Annotated in this window: 13 protein-coding genes; 5 read left to right on the top strand and 8 right to left on the bottom strand. The window is 66.8% G+C overall.

Translation table 11 applies throughout. The features are described 5' to 3' along the window. The first annotated feature begins 641 nt into the window (after positions 1 to 641). The 5 genes from V3B46_RS02920 to lpdA all read left to right on the top strand — a co-directional run bounded on the left by V3B46_RS02920 (position 642) and on the right by lpdA (position 8,721). On the top strand, positions 642 to 2,057 hold the full coding sequence (locus V3B46_RS02920) for a ribosomal protein uL16 3-hydroxylase (RefSeq protein ID WP_329891088.1): 1,416 nt from the start codon (positions 642 to 644) through the stop codon (positions 2,055 to 2,057). 9 nt (positions 2,058 to 2,066) lie between these two features. Continuing rightward, positions 2,067 to 2,963 (top strand): GNAT family N-acetyltransferase, encoded by an 897-nt coding sequence (locus V3B46_RS02925; protein WP_329891089.1) that lies wholly within the window; start codon positions 2,067 to 2,069, stop codon positions 2,961 to 2,963. A 186-nt stretch (positions 2,964 to 3,149) separates the two neighbouring features. Next, positions 3,150 to 5,981, top strand: a complete 2,832-nt coding sequence (locus V3B46_RS02930; protein WP_329891090.1) for a 2-oxoglutarate dehydrogenase E1 component — start codon at positions 3,150 to 3,152, stop codon at positions 5,979 to 5,981. A gap of 40 nt (positions 5,982 to 6,021) precedes the next feature. Further along, on the top strand, positions 6,022 to 7,221 hold the full coding sequence (sucB, locus tag V3B46_RS02935) for a dihydrolipoyllysine-residue succinyltransferase (RefSeq protein ID WP_154352940.1): 1,200 nt from the start codon (positions 6,022 to 6,024) through the stop codon (positions 7,219 to 7,221). A gap of 63 nt (positions 7,222 to 7,284) precedes the next feature. After that, complete coding sequence (lpdA, locus tag V3B46_RS02940; RefSeq protein ID WP_008264626.1) at positions 7,285 to 8,721, top strand: dihydrolipoyl dehydrogenase; 1,437 nt, start codon at positions 7,285 to 7,287, stop codon at positions 8,719 to 8,721. Positions 8,722 to 8,836: 115 nt separating this feature from the next. Here lpdA and V3B46_RS02945 read toward each other — a convergent pair whose 3' ends face one another. The 8 genes from V3B46_RS02945 to V3B46_RS02980 form a co-directional block, all read right to left on the bottom strand. Then, positions 8,837 to 9,085 (bottom strand): hypothetical protein, encoded by a 249-nt coding sequence (locus V3B46_RS02945; RefSeq protein WP_154264001.1) that lies wholly within the window; start codon positions 9,083 to 9,085, stop codon positions 8,837 to 8,839. Next, positions 9,082 to 9,294, bottom strand: a complete 213-nt coding sequence (locus tag V3B46_RS02950; protein ID WP_329891091.1) for a hypothetical protein — start codon at positions 9,292 to 9,294, stop codon at positions 9,082 to 9,084. Before V3B46_RS02950 ends, V3B46_RS02945 begins: the two co-directional genes overlap by 4 nt. 169 nt (positions 9,295 to 9,463) lie before the next feature. Then, positions 9,464 to 11,053, bottom strand: coding sequence for an alkaline phosphatase D family protein (locus V3B46_RS02955; protein WP_329891092.1), 1,590 nt, complete (start codon positions 11,051 to 11,053; stop codon positions 9,464 to 9,466). Beyond that, positions 11,053 to 13,296 carry a TonB-dependent receptor family protein gene (locus V3B46_RS02960; protein WP_329891093.1) on the bottom strand — a complete coding sequence of 748 codons (2,244 nt, stop codon included), beginning with the start codon at positions 13,294 to 13,296 and terminating at the stop codon, positions 11,053 to 11,055. Before V3B46_RS02960 ends, V3B46_RS02955 begins: the two co-directional genes overlap by 1 nt. A gap of 174 nt (positions 13,297 to 13,470) precedes the next feature. Beyond that, positions 13,471 to 14,907 (bottom strand): replicative DNA helicase, encoded by a 1,437-nt coding sequence (locus V3B46_RS02965; RefSeq protein WP_032129633.1) that lies wholly within the window; start codon positions 14,905 to 14,907, stop codon positions 13,471 to 13,473. Between the two features lie 212 nt (positions 14,908 to 15,119). Further along, entirely contained in the window at positions 15,120 to 15,680 is a 561-nt protein-coding gene (locus tag V3B46_RS02970; protein WP_032129634.1) for an NADPH-dependent FMN reductase, read from the bottom strand. 66 nt (positions 15,681 to 15,746) lie between these two features. Next, on the bottom strand, positions 15,747 to 17,690 hold the full coding sequence (gene asnB, locus V3B46_RS02975; RefSeq protein ID WP_329891094.1) for an asparagine synthase (glutamine-hydrolyzing): 1,944 nt from the start codon (positions 17,688 to 17,690) through the stop codon (positions 15,747 to 15,749). Positions 17,691 to 17,693: 3 nt separating this feature from the next. Beyond that, entirely contained in the window at positions 17,694 to 19,973 is a 2,280-nt protein-coding gene (locus tag V3B46_RS02980; protein ID WP_329891095.1) for a thiamine pyrophosphate-dependent enzyme, read from the bottom strand. Positions 19,974 to 20,041: the final 68 nt, after the last annotated feature.

Here is a 20,041-nt window from a genome sequence, read left to right on the forward strand (position 1 = left end):
CCCCACCGCCACCTCACACCCCCACCCACACCGGGGGTGTGGGTGCGGGGCGGGGGGGGGGGGGGGGGGGGGTTGCGCGGGGGACGCCGTGAATCCGTCCGTGGAGGCTTAGCCGCGCCATCCATGGCGCGGATACCCCCGCGAACCCAACGCGCCCCACCTCTGACAGATTCCCGGTGACGGATCGAAGAGCATTGGGTTATCGGGACGGAATTTGAAAGAGGGACGCGGCTTCGCCGCGTCCCTCTTTGTTTGAGGGTCTTTTGTAAAGCCGAGCAAGCGCAGCGCGCGACCCGCTGTTGCCTTTGATTTTCTTCTTCCATTCCGTGGCGGGCCGCGCAGGAAACTGTCAGGGGCCGGGCGGGGGGGGGGGGCGCGGGGGGCGGGGGGGGGGGGCCCCCCCCCCCCCCGGGCCGGGGTCCCGGGGGGCCCCCCCCACCCCACCCGGCCGGCCCCAACTCAGCAGCCCAGTCGACTAACAGTCGACTCTACCCACCCACCCGCCACGAGGGGCTCCGCCGTTGGCCGGAACCCCGCGACAATCCCGCGCACGTGCGCAATTCCCACGAACGGCGGACAATGGAGATCTCAGGCGGCCCGCCGCGCCGCCCCTCCCGCTTTCCGCTGCAAGGATCTCCCCCATGGCCGCCCGCAAGTCCTCCCCCCCCCTCATCGAAGTTGCCGCCCGCCCCGGCCAGCCGCTGGGCATGGCGCCGGCCACCTTCCTGCGCGACTTCTGGCAGAAACGCCCGCTGCTGATCCGCAACGCCTTCCCCAACTTCCAGACCCCGGTGCAGCCGGAAGACCTGGCCGGGCTGGCCTGCGAGGAAGGCGTGCTGGCGCGCCTGATCGAGCACGACAAGACCCAGGACGGCTGGCGCGTGCGCACCGGTCCATTCCAGGAAGACGTGTTCCCCGCCCTGCCCGACCACGACTGGACCCTGCTGGTGCAGGACGTGGACAAGTGGGACCCGGACGTGCGCGCCCTGATCGAGCATTTCAGTTTCCTGCCGCGCTGGCGCATGGATGACGTGATGATCAGCTTCGCCGCCACCGGCGGCTCGGTCGGCGCCCACGTCGACCAGTACGACGTGTTCCTGCTGCAGGCCCATGGCCACCGCCGCTGGCAGATCGATGCCAGCGAATCGATCAAGGGCAAGCAGCCGCCGCTGGGCTTCCGCCCGGACGTGGAACTGAAGCTGCTGAAGGTGTTCAAGCCGACCCACGACTGGGTGCTGGCGCCGGGCGACATGCTGTACCTGCCGCCGAATGTACCCCACCACGGCGTGGCCGAAGACCCGTGCCTGACCTTCTCGTTCGGCATGCGCGCGCCGTCTTCGGCCGAGCTGATCAGCGACTACCTGGACACCCTGATCGCCGATGCCGACGAGAACATCCGCTACCAGGACGCCGACCTGAAGGTGCCGTCCGACCCGAACGAAATCGACACGGTGGCGATGGCGCGGGTGATCACCGCGCTCAACGCAATCCGCATGAACGACCCGGACAAGCTGGGTGACTGGTTTGGCCGCTTCATCACCACCTACCGCGCGGCCGGCGAAGTGATTGCCCACCAGGCCGCACCGGCACAGGAAGAAGTGGTCCAGGCCCTGGCCTCGGGCCTGCTGCTGCAGCGCCACCCGTGGGCACGCCTGGCCTGGCGCCGGGCCAAGCGCGGCGCCAGCCTGTACGTCAGCGGCCAGGACTTCGCGCTGCCGGTGAAGGACGCGCAGCGCCTGGCTGGCACCGAACAGCTGGACGCCGCCGCCTATCGCGGCCTGTCCGACAAGGGCCGTGCCGTGGTCCAGCAGCTGCTGGTCGGCGGTGTGTTCCAGCTGATCGACCCGAACGAGATTCATGACGCCGAAGAAGAGGATGACGGTGAGGACGCCGTGGTGCTCGGCGAAGTCGTCGAAGGCCGTGACCGCGTGGATGCGATCGACGCTGACGCGGTGTCCGACAATGTCCACTCCGTGACCGTGCACGACGACGGCATCGAGGTCATCGTCAACTTCGAGGACGACGAGGAAGACGACAGTGGTGCTGGCCGAGCCTGAGTCGCCACCATGATCCGGGTCCAGCAGGTCAGCCACGCCGATGCCCACGTTGCGATCCACGAGGTGCGCCAACGCGTGTTCGTGCAGGAACAGGGTATCGCCGCCGAACTGGAACGCGATGCGCTGGACCCGGTCAGTGCCCATGTGCTGGCGCTGGACAGTGACAACCAGCCGGTCGGCACGGGCCGGCTGGCCCCGGATGGCCGCATCGGCCGCATGGCCGTGCTGGCCAGCCATCGCAGCCGCGGGGTTGGCGAAGCCCTGCTGGAGGCATTGGTCGAGGCCGGGCGCCGGCTCGGCCTGGCCGAGCTGCATCTGCACGCCCAGCTGCCCGCCCGTGACTTCTATGCCCGCCAGGGTTTCCTGCCCGAAGGCGAGGTGTTCGAGGAGGCCGGCATCGGCCACCAGCAGATGCGCCGCCGGCTGGGCGCGGCCAGCGCCATCGACAGCCGCGCCGAGGCAATGGCCATCACCACGGCCATCATCCACCGCGCCCGTCGCCAGCTGTGGCTGCACAGCCGCCAGCTGGACCCCGGGCTGCTCGATGCGCCCCCGGTACAGGCCGCCCTGCGCCGCTTCGTCACCGCCCGCCACGACAAGCAGCTGCGGGTGATCGTGCACGACGCCGCCGCGATCGCCTCCAGCGCGGCGCCGCTGCTGGCGCTGGCCCAGCGCCTGCCCAGCGTGATCCAGTTCCGCGAGGTCACCGACCCGGTCGACCGTGCGCTGGCCTCGGCCTGCCTGCTCAACGATGCCGGCGACTTCTACTTTCGTCCGATCGGCCATCGCCTCGACGGCGAAGCCGGCATCGCGCTGCCAGCACGTTCGCAGCCGTTCGAGCAGCAATTGCAGCGCGTCTGGGACCGTTCGCGCGATTGCAGCGAACTGCGCGCGCTCGGCATCTGAGCGCGCACAGCGGACTCAACCTGTCTGGAACCGGCACCGGGGGACGCGGGATACCTCTGGCGGTGCCCCTTCGTGTCCGGTTGGGGGTACAATTTGGCTGTTTGAACGCGCCCGCGCAGGGCTATTCATCTTCCTGCCGGGTCCTTCTGAAGCCATACCCCACAAAGCGAATCAACACCCTCCATCGTGGACAATCAACTGAAGCAGTTTGCGCAATCTTCGCAACTCGCCGGCGGCAACGCCTCCTATGTCGAGGACCTGTACGAGCAGTACCTGGTCTCCCCGGATAGTGTCGATCCCAAATGGAAAACCTACTTCGACGGCTTCAAGGGCCGTGAAGCAGGTGACATTCCGCACTCGGCCGTCATCTCCCACATTGCGGACGCGGCCAAGGATGCGCTGAAGGCCGGTACCGGTAACGGTGCAGGCGACGAGCGCGAGCGCAATGTCGGTCGTCTGATCACTGCCTACCGTTCGCGCGGCCACCTGGACGCCCGCCTCGATCCGCTGGGCCTGGCCGCACCGGTCAACACCCCGGACCTGGGCCTGCCGTTCCACAGCCTGTCCGATGGCGACCTCAACACTGAGTTCAGCACCGGTGGCGTGGGCGGCCAGCCGCGCATGAAGCTGCGTGACCTGCTGGCACGCCTGAAGGCGACCTACACCGGCTCGATCGGTGCGGAGTTCATGCACATCTCCGAGGTCGAGCAGCGCCAGTGGATCTACAAGAAGCTCGAACTGGCCGGTGGCAACTACCAGCTGGATGCTGATACCCAGCGCCGCACCCTGGAGCGCCTGACTGCGGCTGAAGGCCTGGAGCGCTACCTGCACACCAAGTACGTCGGCCAGAAGCGCTTCTCGCTGGAAGGCGGCGACTCGCTGATCCCGATGATGGACACCATCATCCGCAGCGCCGGCAAGGATGGCGTCAAGGACGTGGTGATCGGCATGGCCCACCGCGGCCGCCTGAACGTGCTGGTCAACACCCTGGGCAAGAACCCGCGCAAGCTGTTCGACGAATTCGAAGGCAAGTTCGAGCACGACGAGCACGCCTCGGCCGGTGACGTGAAGTACCACATGGGCTTCTCCGCCGACGTCGCCACCGACGGCGGCCCGGTTCACCTGGCGCTGGCGTTCAACCCGTCGCACCTGGAAATCGCCGACCCGGTCGTGGCCGGTTCCGTGCGTTCGCGCCAGGAGCGCCGCAAGGACACCGCACGCAAGCAGGTCATGCCCATCCTGATCCACGGCGACGCGGCCTTCTCCGGCCAGGGCGTGGTCATGGAACTGTTCCAGATGTCGCAGGCCCGCGGCTTCGCCGTCGGCGGCACCGTGCACATCGTGGTCAACAACCAGGTCGGCTTCACCACCTCCAACCCGCTGGATACGCGTTCCACGCGCTATGCCACCGACGTGGCGAAGATGATCGCCGCCCCGGTGCTGCACGTGAACGGCGATGATCCGGAAGCCGTTGTGTTCGCCGCGCAGCTGGCCTTCGAGTTCCGCCAGAAGTTCGCCAAGGACGTGGTCATCGACCTGATGTGCTACCGCCGTTGGGGCCACAACGAGGCCGACGAACCGGCGATCACCCAGCCGCTGATGTACCAGGTGATCCGCAAGCATGCCACCACCCGCGAGATGTACGCCGAGCAGCTGGAAAAGGCGGGCGTGATCGCCGCCGGTGCCGGCAAGGCGATGGTCGATGCGTACCGCGAGAAGCTGGATGCCGGTGAAGTGACCACCGAGCTGGCCAAGGTCGAGAAGACCCCGCCGAGCAGCCCGCTGTTCGTCGATTGGCCGAAGCTGCTGGAAGGCAAGCTGTCCGACCCGGTCTCGACCAAGGTCGAGAAGAACAAGCTGGTCGAGCTGGCCAAGCTGATCAACACCATCCCGGACGAAGTGCAGCTGCACTCGCGCGTGGCCAAGGTCTACGACGACCGCCGCAAGATGGCCGCCGGCGAGATCCCGGGCGACTGGGGCTTTGCCGAGAACCTGGCCTACGCCACCCTGCTCGACGAAGGCAATGCACTGCGCCTGGTCGGCCAGGACGTGGGCCGCGGTACGTTCACCCACCGCCACGCGATCCTGCACGACCAGAAGACCGACAACTACTACATGCCGCTGCGGCAGCTGGTGGATTCGCCGGAGAAGGCCACCGTCATCGATTCGCTGCTGAGCGAAGAAGCGGTGATGGCCTACGAGTACGGCTTCTCCACCACCGATCCGAACACGCTGTGCATCTGGGAAGGCCAGTTCGGCGACTTCGCCAACGGCGCCCAGGTCGTCATCGACCAGTTCATCGCCGCCGGTGAAGCCAAGTGGGGCCGCATTTCCGGCCTGACCCTGCTGCTGCCGCACGGCTATGAAGGTCAGGGCCCGGAACACAGCTCGGCGCGCCTGGAGCGCTTCCTGCAGCTGTGCGCGCTGGAGAACATGCTGGTCGTGGTTCCGTCCACCCCGGCGCAGGCCTTCCACATGCTGCGTCGCCAGCAGCACCTGACCACCCGCAAGCCGCTGGTGGTGATGTCGCCGAAGTCGCTGCTGCGCCACAAGCTGGCCGTGTCGACCCTGGACGAACTGGCCAACGGCGAGTTCCAGCACCTGATCGGCGACGCCAATGCGGACGCCAAGAAGGTCAAGCGCGTGGTGCTGTGCTCGGGCAAGGTTTACTACGACCTGCTGGAAGACCAGACCAAGCGTGGCCAGGACGACGTGGCGATCATCCGCGTGGAGCAGCTGTACCCGTTCCCGCGTGCGCTGCTGGCTGCCGAACTGAAGAAGTACGGCAAGGCCACCGACGTGGTGTGGACGCAGGAAGAACCGCAGAACCAGGGTGCGTGGTACCAGATCCGCCACCACCTGCAGTTCTGCCTGGCCGATGGCCAGAACCTGCACTACGCCGGTCGCGCACGTTCGGCTTCGCCGGCTGCCGGTCACATGGCTGACCACGTCCGCGAACAGCAGCAGCTGGTTGCCGACGCACTGGTCAACCCGTTCAACGACACGTTCGCTGAATAATCCTCCCCCTATTTAGAAGACAAACCAGGAAGCTCCCGCAATGGCCACCGAAGTCAAAGCCCCGGTACTGCCCGAATCCGTCGCCGACGGCACCATCGCCACCTGGCACAAGAAGGTGGGCGACGCCGTCAAGCGCGACGAAAACCTGCTTGACCTGGAAACCGACAAGGTCGTCCTGGAAGTGCCGTCGCCGGTCGACGGCGTGCTCAAGGAGATCAAGTTCAAGGAAGGCGACACCGTGACCTCCAGCCAGGTCGTGGCGATCATCGAAGAAGGCGCCGTGGCTGCTGCCCCGGCCCCGGCCGCTGAAGAGAAGAAGGCCGAGGCCGCTCCGGCCGCTGCCGCTCCGGCCGCCGCTGCTGCTCCGGCCCCGGCTGCCAAGTCGGCCGCCGACACCCTGCCGCCGGGCGCCCGCTTCACCGCCATCACCGAAGGCGTGAACCCGGCCGACGTCGACGGCACCGGCCGCCGCGGCGCGGTGACCAAGGAAGACATCGTCAACTTCGCCCGCAACGGCGGCGCCGGCAAGGCCGGTGGCGCACGTCCGGAAGAGCGTGTGCCGATGACCCGCATCCGCAAGCGCATCGCCGAGCGCCTGATGGAGTCGAAGAACTCCACCGCCATGCTGACCACCTTCAACGAAGTCGACCTGTCCAAGGTCTCGGCTGCGCGCAAGGACCTGCAGGACGAGTTCGTCAAGGCACACGGCATCAAGCTGGGCTTTATGAGCTTCTTCGTGAAGGCCGCTGCCAATGCCCTGCAGCGCTTCCCGCTGGTCAACGCCTCGATCGACGGCGACGACATCATCTACCACGGCTACTCGGACATCTCGATCGCCGTCTCGACCGAGAAGGGCCTGGTCACGCCGGTGCTGCGCAACGTCGAGCGCATGTCGTTCGCCGACATCGAGAAGACCATCGCCGACTACGCCAAGAAGGCCCGTGACGGCAAGCTGAGCCTGGAGGAACTGCAGGGCGGCACCTTCACCGTGACCAACGGCGGCACCTTCGGTTCGCTGCTGTCGACCCCGATCATCAACCCGCCGCAGAGCGCCATCCTGGGCATGCACGCCATCAAGGAGCGTCCGATCGCCCAGAACGGCCAGGTCGTGATCGCGCCGATGATGTACCTGGCGCTGTCGTACGACCACCGCATCATCGACGGCAAGGATTCGGTGCAGTTCCTGGTGGACATCAAGAACCAGCTGGAAAACCCGGGCCGCATGCTGTTCGGCCTGTAAGACACCTCCCGCCCCTCCGCGCCTGCGCGGAGGGGTTCTGGTAATGCATCAAGGAATAATTCAATGGCTGAACAATTCGACGTCGTCGTCATCGGTGCCGGCCCGGCCGGTTACCACGCTGCCATCCGCGCGGCCCAGCTGGGCCTGAAGACCGCCTGCATCGACGCAGCGCTGGGCAAGGACGGCAAGCCGGCCCTCGGCGGCACCTGCCTGCGCGTGGGCTGCATCCCGTCCAAGGCGCTGCTGGATTCCTCGCGCCAGTTCTGGAACATGGGCCACATCTTTGGCGACCACGGCATCAGCTTCAAGGATGCCAAGATCGACGTCGAGGCGATGGTTGGCCGCAAGGACAAGATCGTCAAGCAGTTCACCGGCGGCATCGGCATGCTGTTCAAGGCCAACAAGGTCGCCGCCTACTACGGCTTCGGCGAACTGCAGCCGGGCAACGTGGTCAAGGTCACCCAGCATGACGGTTCCATCGTCGAGCTGAAGGGCACCAACGTCATCATCGCGGCCGGTTCGGATTCGATCGAACTGCCGTTCGCCAAGTTCGACGGCGAGACCATCGTCGACAACGTCGGCGGCCTGGACTTCACCGAAGTGCCGAACCGCCTGGCCGTGATCGGCGCCGGCGTGATCGGCCTGGAACTGGGCAGCGTGTGGAAGCGCCTGGGCGCTGAAGTCACCATCCTGGAAGCACTGCCGGAGTTCCTGGCCGTGGCCGACGCCGAAGTGGCCAAGACCGCTGCCAAGGAATTCAAGAAGCAGGGCCTGGACATCCGCCTCGGCGCCAAGGTCTCCAAGACCGAGATCACCGGCAAGGGCAAGAAGAAGGAAGTCGTTGTCACCTATACCGACAGCGAAGGCGAAAAGACCCTGACCGTGGACAAGCTGCTGGTGGCCGTTGGCCGTCGCGCCGCGACCAAGGGCCTGCTGGCCGAAGGCACCGGCGTCAAGATCAACGAGCGCGGCCAGATCGAAGTCGACGCGCACTGCCACACCGGCGTCAACGGCGTGTGGGCGGTCGGCGACTGCGTGCGCGGCCCGATGCTCGCGCACAAGGGCTTCGAGGAAGGCATCGCGGTGGCTGAGCTGATCGCCGGCCTGCCGGGCCACGTCAACTTCGACACCATCCCGTGGGTCATCTACACCGAGCCGGAACTGGCGTGGGTCGGCAAGACCGAAGCCCAGCTGAAGGCCGAAGGCATTCCGTACAAGGCCGGCAGCTTCCCGTTCGCCGCCAACGGCCGTGCCGTGGCGATGATCGAGCCGGCGGGCTTCGTGAAGATCCTGGCCCATGCCGAAACCGATCGCATCCTCGGCATGCACCTGGTCGGCGCCAACGTGTCCGAGCTGGTGCACGAAGGCGTGCTGACCATGGAGTTCAGCGGTTCGGCTGATGACCTGGCCCGTATCTGCCACGCCCACCCGTCGCTGTCGGAAGTGATCCACGACGCGGCGATGGCGGTCAGCAAGCGCGCCATCCACAAGGCGAACTGATCTGCATCCGGGTGGGTGCCGACCGTTGGTCGGCACACCTCTGCCAATAGAAAACCCCGCCTCGGCGGGGTTTTCTATTGGCCTTTATCATATAGAGCCGAGCATCCGCTCGGCGCTACACATTTCCAGCAGGCTTCTTCGGTGGATCCTCACAGACCCTGTGCTGCACCACCGTCTCGCCGACCTTCCATTCCTTCACCACCCTGCAGCGCTCCTTGGCTTTCGGCGCAGAGACCGCTGCAGCGTTCGCCTCGTCAGCACCGGCTGCCTGCTGGCGCTCCAGCCAGGCCGACGGTGGCGCCGGAGGTGCGGCCAGCACCGAGCCTGACAACAAGACCAGACCCACCAGCAGCACCGTCCTCATGCAGCCACCGCTCGGCCACCGAGCAGGCGCGCCGGCAGCATGAACAGCGCGTGCAGGAACGCGAACAGGGCCGAGAAGGTGATGCCGACCAGGCGGAATGGCAGGCTCAGCAGCCACACGAACGGCCAGGCGATCAGGGCGAGGATCGCCAGCGGCCAGCACATCACGAACAGCAGGCACCACACACCGAGCGCGAACAGGGTCTTCATCACGGTCTCCTTGGGGCGGCAACTTGCCGCCTGCGGACACCTTGGCGCCCCGCTCTGGCCGCCCGCAAACGGTTTGCGACGAAACCCGGGCTGGGGGCGATGAAACCGATTGTGGGGAAACCGGAGATTCAGGAGGTTGCCGGCCAGCGGCCGGCACTACCGCAGGAATTTACACCGGGACTGCGCCCGGGCGGCCATGGGTCACCTGGAAACGCGCCGCTGTACGCACCGCCGCTTCCGGGCGCAGCACGCTGTCGGCGAAGCGCAGCTCGGCGTCCACGGTCTGCCGGTTCAGCTGCAGCTTCCACCAGCCACGGCGGTCACCGTCGAAATAGCGGATATGCGGATTCTGCGGAATCGACGGCCCGTAGTACGGCCCGTACGGCGTGTCGTCGCCACCACTGCTGATCGCCGGGGCGATGAATTCGGTGGCCACGACCGGCGCACTGGCCACGTCGAAATCCAGCTTCAGATCGTTGACGAAAGAGGAATGCCAGTCACCGCCCAGCACGATGGCATTGCCCTGCCCGCCCGCCTGCATCGCCTGCAGCAACCGGTTGCGTGCGGCGGGATAGCCATCCCAGGCGTCATTCCAGAAGCGCTCGCGTGGCGTGCCGCCGTCCAGCCGCAGCTGCGCCATCAGCAACTGCTGCACCACCACGTTCCAGCGCGTGCCCTGCGCGGCCGCCATCGACTGCGCGAACCAGGCTTCCTGGCCCACGCCCAGCATGCTCATGCGTGGATCCAGTGCAGCATCACAGCGTGGCGACTCGCCCACGCCACAGGGATTAGCCGGGCGGAACTGGCGGCAATCGAGCAGGGTCAGATGTGCCAGATCGCCGTAACGCAGGCGCCGATGCACGCGCAGGCCGCCATTGCCCGCGGGCGTACTGCGCATCGGCAGGTGTTCGTAGAACGCGCGATAAGCTGCCGCACGACGCACGATGAAATCTTCGGTCGATACGCCGGGCTTTTCCGAGTGGACGCCGGAGTAGTCGTTCTGCACCTCGTGGTCGTCCCAGATCACCGCAAACGCGTGTGCGGCGTGCGCGGCCTGCAGGTCGGGATCGAGTTTGTACAGCGCGTACTGGTCGCGGCAGCGCTCCAGGCTGACGGTCTCGCCGCTGAAGCGCTCGGCATCCAGCGTGCGGCCACGCGCGTTCTGCAGCGGGCTGTACTCGTACAGGTAGTCACCGGCATGCAGCACCAGGTCGACATCGCTCTGCGCGATATCGCGCAGCACCGGGTAGTAGCCACTGTTCCAGGCCTGGCAGGTACACAGCGCCAGCCGCAGCTGCTGCAGCTGCGTGCCGGGCAGTGGCGCGGTGCGGAAGTGGCCGACCGCGCTTTCCTCATCGCCGTCGCAGGCGAAACGATAGTAGTAGTTACGGCCCGGGCGCAGGCCGTTGACTTCCACATGCACCGAGTGGGCCAGCTCGGGCACCGCGGCAGCAACGCCGCGCTGCACCAGCCGGCGCATGCCCGGGTCTTCGGCCACGAACCAGCGCACCGGCACCGCCCGCGATGGCATGCCGCCGCCGTTGAGCGGGTCCGGGGCCAGCCGCGTCCACAACACCGCGCCCTGCGGATCCGGATCACCGGCGGCGACACCGAGGGTGAAGGGATCACGCCCCAGCCGCGGCCGTGGGCCAGCCGTGGCCAGCCCCGGCATCGCCGCCAGTGCGATCGCCGCCCCCGTGCCCTGCCACGCCATGCGCAGCAGGCGACGACGGTTTTCCGGATCGACAGGCCCGCGCATCAGAAACGCACGGTAGCGGTGGCCATCACCTGGCGCGGCGCACCGACCTGCATGGTCGCCAGGCTGCGGGTCGGGTCGGCGGCGTAGGTACCGTTGGTGTTGATCGAGGACAGGTAGCGCTTGTCGGTCACGTTGGTCAGGTTCAGCGCTACGGTCAGGTTCTGCGCCGGGCCGAGCTTGCCGAAGTCATAGGCCGCCGAGGCGTTGACCAGCCAGTAGCTCGGCACCGACACATCGTTGGTATAGGTCACATAGCGCTTGCCGACATGGTTGGCGGCCAGGCGCAGGTCCCACGGGCCCGAGGTCCACGCCAGGGTGCTGGCGAACATCCATTCCGGGGTGTCGACGGTCGTCTTGCCGCGGGTCGGCACCACGCCGTTGTTCACGTAGTCGTTGTCGTAGGTGCTGTCATTCCAGGACAGCGCATTGGACCAGATCAGGTCCTGCATCGGCTTCAGCTGCAGGGTCGCCTCGGCGCCGCGGCTGGTCACCGAACCGACGTTGGAGAACAGCGCCGGGCAACCGAGGATGCCCACGCACTGCGCGATGGCCAGCAGGCGGTTGTCGAACTTGACGTCGTACACCGCCACCGAGGCTTCATAGCCGCGGCCGTAGCCACGCCAACCCAGCTCGATGGTGCGAGACTGTTCCGGCTTCAGGTTCTTCGCGCTGGCATCGAAGGCGGCCTGCGGCACATTGAACGGGCTACCCACGCCCAGCGCATAGGCGGCGATGTTCTTGGCGAACGAACCGAAGATCTCGTTGCCTTCGTTGAGCTTGAAGTTGAAGCCTGCCTGCGGCAGCAGGCCCTTCTTCGAGGTCAGGCTGCTGTTGTTGGCGTAGCTGCCCAGCGGCGTGTGCACACTGGTGCGGGTGTGCGGCGACTTCGCACCGATGTCGATGGTCAGGCGGTCGTCGAACAGGCGGAAGCGGTCCTGCACGTAGAACTGGCGGGTGATGGTGGTGTAGCGCTGGTGCCACACGCGCTGGTCCGGGTTGCGCAGGAAGAAGTCGTCGGTGATCGGGCCGTCGATGTAGTAGAAGTTGCGCTGCACGCTGTGGCCGTTGTCCTCGTACCAGAGGCCGGCTTCCAGTTCGTGGCCACCGACGTTCCAGGTGAACGCCGAGGTCACGCCGGTACGGTCGATCGCGTACTCGGTGGTGCGGATCGAGATCGGAATCTCGCGGCTGGTACCCGGGTTCGACGGATTGGACGGGCTGAACCAATGACCCTGGCCACGGTTGCTGTGGTTGTAGACGTTGGCCTTCAAGCGCATCGACTCGTTCAGGCCGAAATCGCCGGCAATGCTGGATAGGTCGTCATTGCGCAGGCCGTGACCGGAGTAATACGCGTCCCACGGGCTGTTGACACCGCCGCTGAATCTGCCGCGTGCGGCGGCGACGGCGCGATCCCAGTCCGGCGCGTAGTTGTCCCAGTCCCAGCCGAGGCGATCGATCATCTCCAGCGACAGATCCTGGTAATCGGCCTCGACGCGGCGCGAGGCATTGAACAGCGCGGTGATCCTGCTGTCCGTTCCGAAGTTGTAGGTGGCCTTGCCGTTGAACTGCTTCAGCTCCTGCGAGCCCTTGCCCTTCCACTTGTCACCTTCCGAGTATGCGCCGGACAGGTAGGCCGCAAAGCCCTGGTGATCGCCGCTATCGAGGCGCGCATAGCTGCGGCGCGCGTTGTCGCTGCCAAAGCCCTGTGCCAGAACCACGCCGTATTCGGTGGACGGATCGATCGAGTAGAACTGGAACACGCCGCCAAGGTTGCTGGTGGACGGTGTACCGAGTGCGCCAATGCCGGTGGAGACCTCCGCACCGCCCAGGTTCTCGCTGATCACCGCACGGCTGATGTGCAGGCCGTTGCTGTTGCCATAGGCCATGTTGCCCAACGGGATACCATCAAGGGTGTAGCCCAGGCGGTTCTGGTTGAAGCCACGCAGGCTGATGGTGGTGGACCATTCGTAGGCGCCGGTGGCATCGGCCGATTCGAAATGCACACCCGGTTTGGTTGCAAGCAGCTTCAGCGGATTGGCACCCGGCGGCAGCACCTTCATGTCCTCGGCGGTCACGCGCTGCACCTGGCGCGCTTCGCCGCGGCCGATCACCGAGATCGAGTCAAGGGTGGTGGCCGACTGCGTGTCGGGGGCGGGGGCGGTTTCAGCGGCGGCAAGCGACGGCAGCGAAGCACAGACCAGCAGGGCCAGCAGATTGCGGCGGAGCGGAGCGCGGGACGGCATGGGGGGCGGATTCCTTGGGCACGCTGGACGCCGAAGGGCGGCGTCGAAGGGCAGCAGCGGCGGAATCGTAGAAGCGTCGCGTTACATGTCATTTACACGCTACGTACGGACGTTTGGCGTTTCGAATGGTTTGCCGGCCGTTGGGTGGTTGCCGGCCAGCGGCCGGCACTACGGTTATTCGAAGGAACCGACCGAGTCGTGGGCCAGGTTGTCGAAGCGGGTGTATTCGCCGAAGAACTTCAGCTTGCACGAACCGGTCGGGCCACCACGGTGTTTGCCGATGATGATCTCGGCCAGGCCCTTGTCCGGCGAATTTTCCTTGTTGTAGTAATCGTCGCGGTAGATGAAGACAATCATGTCCGCATCCTGCTCGATTGCGCCCGATTCGCGAAGATCGGCCATCACCGGGCGCTTGTCGGTACGCGTTTCCAGCGAGCGGTTGAGCTGCGACAGCGCGATCACCGGCACGTGCAGTTCCTTGGCCAGGCCCTTCAGCGAACGCGAGATCTCCGAGATTTCCGTCGCGCGGTTTTCGCTGTTGCCCGGCACGCTCATCAGCTGCAGGTAGTCGATCACCACCAGGCCCAGGTCATGCTCGCGCTTGAGGCGGCGGCACTTGGAGCGCAGCACTTCCGGCGACACGCCGGGCGTGTCGTCGATGAAGATCTTGGTTTCCTTCAGCATCTTGATCGCGCTGGTGACGCGGCTCCAGTCCTCGTCTTCCAGCTGGCCGGTACGCAGGCGCTGCGCGTTGATGCGGCCGTTGGAGGAAATCAGGCGCATCGCCAGCTGCGATGCCGACATTTCCATCGAGAACACCGCCACGCCCTTCTTCGACTTGATCGCCGCGTACTCGGCGATGTTCAGTGCGAAAGTGGTCTTGCCCATGGCCGGGCGCGCGGCAAGGATGATCAGGTCGGTCGGCTGCAGGCCGGAGGTCATCGCATCGAAGTCGTTGTAGCCGGTCGGCAGGCCGGTGATGTTGCCGCCGTTCTCGAAGCGGCTGCGCAGCTCTTCGAAGGCATCCTTCAGAGCGCCGGGCATCGCCACGAAATCGGTACGGCCGCGTGCGCCCTGTTCGGCGATGGCGAACACGCTCTTTTCCGCCGATGCAAGCAGCTCGCTGCTCTCTCGTCCCTCGGGCTGGAAGCCGTCGTTGACGATGTCGGTACCCACCTGGATCAGCTGCCGCAGCACCGCCTTGTCACGCACGATTTCGGCATAGGCCACGATGTTGGCCGCCGACGGCGTGGTACTGGCCAGTTCGATCAGATAGGCACCATCGCCCACCAGTTCCATCTTGCCCTGCGATTCGAACCACTCGCCCAGGGTCACCGCATCGAACGGCCGCTCACGCTCGGACAGCTCACGGATCGCGCGATAGATCATCTGGTGGTCGCGGCGGTAGAAATCGCCTTCGGTCAGCTGGTCATTGACCCGGTCATAGGCCTCCGGGGCCAGCATCAGGCCACCCAGCACCGCCTGCTCGGCTTCCACCGAATGGGGCGGCACCCGCAACTGGTCGATGCGCGACTCGTCGCGATCACGATCGCGATCGAAGCCATCACCGCGCTCTCTGCGGTTGGAACGGAAGCCGGGGCGAGCGGACATGCTGCGGTGTTTCCTGCAAAAGTGGGCCAGACGAGTGTAGGCATGCGCCGACCCCGGCGGCCATGGACAAGCCTGTGGATAAGCCGTGGAGAAACGGGGGATATCCGCCGGTGCCTGGCCAGACTGGCGTGGGGGCGTCGCACTGCCTGCGACGGGCGCCGTTGCGGCACCCGAGCAGGCATTATCGCAGATGGGGGTGGCAACCGCTGGCGTCAATCGCCCTTGACGTGAACCGCGATCAGCGCCAGGAACCGGTCCACGTAGCCCTGCAGGAATTTCTGCGTGCCTTCATTGTGGACCGTGCCATCGGCATCGATCAGGCCGTCCTTGAAATGAATGAACGCCTCGGGCTGGCCGAGCACGTGCATGTCCAGGAAGGCCAGGCTGTTGCGCAGGTGCTGCTGGGCCACGGCGGTGCCGATCTGGCCGATGGAGGCGCCGATCACCGCCGCCGGTTTGCCGGCAAACGCGCTGTCACCGTACGGGCGCGAGCCGATATCGATGGCGTTCTTCAGCACGCCCGGCACCGACCGGTTGTATTCCGGGGTCACGAACAGCACCGCATCGGCGGCACGGACCTGGTCCTTCAGCCGGGTACCCTGCGCCGGATAGTGGCCATCGAAGTCCTGGTCGTACAGCGGCAGATCACCGATCTGCACGTACTGGAAGCGCGCACGGTCACCGGCAATCTTCTCCAGCGCATGGGCCAGTTTGCGGTTGCAGGAATCCTTGCGCAGGCTGCCGACGAACACGGCGATGGTGGGGACGGACATCGGGTTATACTCCTCACGGTGCGGGAGGCCCAGCCTAGTCGCCGGGCCCTTGCATGCCGGTGAAGATCAGCCGCCGGTCACACCCGCGCGCACCTGCCGCCAATGCGCCTGCCAGGCCTGGAACATCAGCACGTTCCACAGATGGGTATGCCACTTGCGTTGGCCGCCGAGGAACTGCTGCCACAGCGGCTGTACCGCGGCCGCCGACAACACGCCCTCCCGCTCCAGCCGCGCGGGCTGCAGCAGCTCTTCGGCCCACGGCCGCAGGTCGCCCTTCAGCCAGTCGCTCACCGGCGCGCCGAAGCCTCGCTTGGGCCGGTGCACCATCGACTGCGGCACATAACGGCCCAGCACGCGCTTGAGCAGCACCTTGCTGGTGGTTTCACTGCGCTTGAAGCCCAGCGGCAGCGACCAGGCGAACTCGGCCACGCGAGAATCCAACAGCGGTGCGCGGGCTTCCAGGCTGACCGCCATCGAGGTGCGGTCGACTTTGCACAGCAGGTCATCCGGCAGGTAGGTCACGTAATCGGCCAGCATCATCGCGTCGGCCGGAGTGCCGGCGCCGTGCAACGGGTCGGCCAGGTCGTAGAAGCTGCCCGCCGCCTGCGCCCCGGGCACTGCCGCCGCCGGGTCGCGCCAGCGCGAGATGCGGTTGCGGTACACGTCGCCGATGCCACGCGCGCCGGACTCGGCCAACAGCGCGGCCAGGCCGCCGGTACGCGAGGCTTCGCCCTGCTGCTGGGAGCGCGCGCCCATCCAGCGCCGCAGCGGCCCCGGCACACGGCCCAGCATCTGCCAGTTGCGCAGCGCGCGCACATAGCGGGTATAGCCGAAGAACAGCTCGTCGCCACCATCGCCGGACAGCGCCACGGTCACGCCCTGCCGCGCCAGGCGGGCGACCAGCGCGGTCGGTACCTGCGAGGCATCGGCGAAAGGTTCGTCGAACATCGCCGGCAACTGCGGCACCACCGCCAACGCATCGGCACCGCTGACGTAGAGTTCCGTGTGGTCACAGCCCAGATGCGCGGCCAGTTCCTTGGCCAGCGGCGCCTCGTCGTGGCCCGAACCGGTGAACCCGATACTGAAGCTGTGCACCGGCTGCCCACTTTGTGCCTGCATCAGCGCGGCCACCAGCGACGAATCGGTGCCGCCGGACAGGAACACGCCCACCGGCACGTCAGCCACCATGCGCAGCGCGACAGCGTCGCGCAGCAGCCCATCCAGCTGCTCCTCGGCTTCCTCGATGCGGCCCTGGAACGGCGCGGCCAGCGCCGCCTGCATGCGAGCACGCGCATCCCAGTACGGGCGCTGCGCCTGTTCCGGCCGGTGCGCTGCCGCACCCGCCGCTACGGCTTCCGCATCCAGGCGCAGCACGCGCCCGGGCATCAATTTGTAGCAGCGCTGGTGGATGCTGTGCGGCGCCGGAATGTAATCCAGCCGCAGCAACAGGGTCAGGGCGTCACGGTCGATGTCGTTGTCGAAGGCCGGGTGCTGCCACAGCGCCTTCAGTTCCGAACCGAACACCAGGGTGTCGCCGGCCCAGCCGTAGTACAGCGGCTTCTTGCCAACGCGGTCGCGGGCCAGCCACAGGCACTGCTCCTGGCGGTCCCATAGCGCGATGGCGAACATGCCGTTGCAGCGCTGCAGGGTGTCCTCGATGCCCCATTGCAGGATCGCTGCCAGCAGCACCTCGGTGTCGGAGTGGCCACGGAAGGCGTGCCCCAGCGGCTCCAGTTCGGCACGCAGGGCGGCGAAGTTGTAGACCTCGCCGTTGTAGGCCATCACGTAGCGACCATCGGACGAGGCCATCGGCTGGTGGCCCAGCGGCGACAGGTCGAGAATGCTCAGCCGACGGTGCGCCAGCGCGATGCCGGCCTCGGCATCGACCCAGCTGCCGCCATCATCCGGCCCGCGGTGGTGCAGCGCCTCGCCCATGGCCAGGACCTGCGCCTGCAGCACCTCGGCCGACGCCACCGGCGCCGGCAACAACATTCCCGCCAATCCACACATGCATCAAGGTTCCTGCGCCAGTTCAAGGGCGGCGCCAATCACCGCATTGTCGCTTGGAAGCCCGAACATTGCTGCCCCCGCCAGCGGCGTATAGGTATCGGCACCGCAGACCCGGCGCAATGGCAGGTGGCCGAAACCGGCCTCGACCAGGGCGGTGACCACGCCCTCGCCCACCCCGCCGCTATGGCGGCCCTCGTCCAGCACCAGCACGCGCCGGGCGCTGGCGGCCTGTGCGGCGATGAAACCGGCATCCAGCGGCACCAGCCAGCGCAGGTCGACCACCCGCACCTGCCAGCCCAGCTGCTGTTCGATAGCACGCGCCGCGCGCAGCGCCATCGGCACGCCGTTGCCATAGGTGTAGACGACCAGGTCGCCTGCCTCCGGCGCATAGATCCGCCCTTCACCCGGTACCAGCGCCTGGCCCTGCGCCGGGTAGTCGAACAGCCACTGGCCATCGCCCGCTTCGTGCAGGTCCTTGCTCATGTACAGCGCGATCGGCTCAAGGAACACGGCCACCCGCCCATCCACCCGCGCCAGCGCGGCCAGCGTGCGTAGCATCATCACCGCATCGTCGCCGCGCGACGGGCAACCGACCACCAGGCCGGGGATGTCGCGCAGCGCAGTGATCGAGTTGTCGTTGTGGAAATGGCCACCGAAGCCCTTCTGGTAGCCCAGCCCGGCCACCCGCACCAGCATCGGGTTGCGGTACTGGTCATTGGAGAAGAACTGCAGCGAGCACGCTTCGCCGCGCACCTGGTCGATGGCATTGTGCAGGTAGGCCAGATACTGGATTTCCGGGATCGGCAGCATGCCCATGTTGGCCAGGCCCTGCGCCATGCCCAGGATCATGGTCTCGTCCAGCAGGGTGTTGAATACCCGGCGTGGGCCGAAGCGGCGCAGCAGGTCCTTGGTGACGGTATAGACACCGCCCTTCTGCGCGACGTCCTCGCCGAACAGCAGGCTCTGCGGATACTTCGCCAGCAGTTCCTGCAGCCCGTGGTTGATCTGGATGGCGAGGTGCCGTGGTGGCTGCCGCTCAGGCAGGGTCTCCGCACCGCCATACAGCGCTTCGCGCGCATCGGCGGGCACCTCGCGCCGCGCCTCGGCCTGCACCGCTGCCGGCGTGTACGGCGCCAGCGGCGCCATCACCTCCTGCAGCGACTGCAGCGTCGGGCGGCCTTCGGCATCCGCCGCCGCGGCCATGCAGCGCGCGCGCATCGTCTCGTAGGCCACTTCGATGGCGGCCGCATCCATCCAGCCCGACTCCATCGCAATCTGCGCCGAACGCAGCAGCGGATCCTGCGCCTCGGCCGCGCACAGCTCCGGCAGCGCGCGCCATTCCACTTCGAAGTCGGTGCCGGCGTGGCCCATCAGGCGGGTGGTGCGCAGATGCAGGAAGGTGGGCCGCCGCGTGCGCCGGCAGTGCTCCACCGCCGCCTGCACCTGGGCGTGCCCGGTGGCCAGGTCGAGACCATCAGCGAAGAAATAGTCGAGCCCCGGCTGGCGGCTGAAGCGCTCGGCAATCCAGCCTTCCGGCGTCTTCACTGAAATGCCCAGCCCGTTGTCCTCGCAGACGAACAGGATCGGCGCCGGCAGCTTCTGGTAGGCCGACCACATCGCGGTGTTGAACGCGGTCTGCGCGGTGGCATGGTTGGCCGAGGCATCGCCGAACGAGCACAGCACAATGCTGTCGGCGGGAATCGGCAGCGCCTGCCCCAGCCGCTTGCCACTTTCGATGGCCAGCGCGGTGCCCAGCGCCTTCGGCAGGTGCGAAGCAATCGTCGAGGTCTGCGGCAGCACCCACAACGGCTTGCTGCCCCACACCTTATGGCGGCCCCCGCTGGCCGGGTCATCGGCGCTGGCGGCGAAGGACAGTGCGGCATCGCGCAGCGGATCGATGCCCGGCACCTGGCGCGAACGCTCGGCCATGAAGGCACCGGAGCGATAGTGCAGGAAGGCTGGATCGGTATGCCGGCAGGCCCGCGCCAGCAGCGCGTTGCCCTCGTGGCCGGAGGAACCGATGGTGTAGAAGACCTTGTTCTGCACGCGCAGCACGCGTGCCATCAGGTCCAGCTGGCGGCTGGCCAGCTGCGAATCGAACAGTTCGCCAAACGCTGCGGCAGTGAGCGTACTGCCCGGCTGGATCGGCGCATCCGGCGCCGGGCGCGGACGCGGGATTCCACGCCAACCCCGCACCGCATCGAGAAAGTTGACGTCGCACACTTCGGCGCGGTTGAGCACGCGCATGCGTGCGGGAATCGGATCTGGAACCACAGCGAACATCGAACACCCTCCGTGTCGTTGTTGCATTCCGCCCGGCGTTGGCCAGGCGCTACCCTGTGGGGGTCACC

This window comes from Stenotrophomonas sp. SMYL11, from assembly GCF_036320005.1.
Taxonomy (GTDB): Bacteria; Pseudomonadota; Gammaproteobacteria; order Xanthomonadales; family Xanthomonadaceae; genus Stenotrophomonas; species Stenotrophomonas maltophilia_A.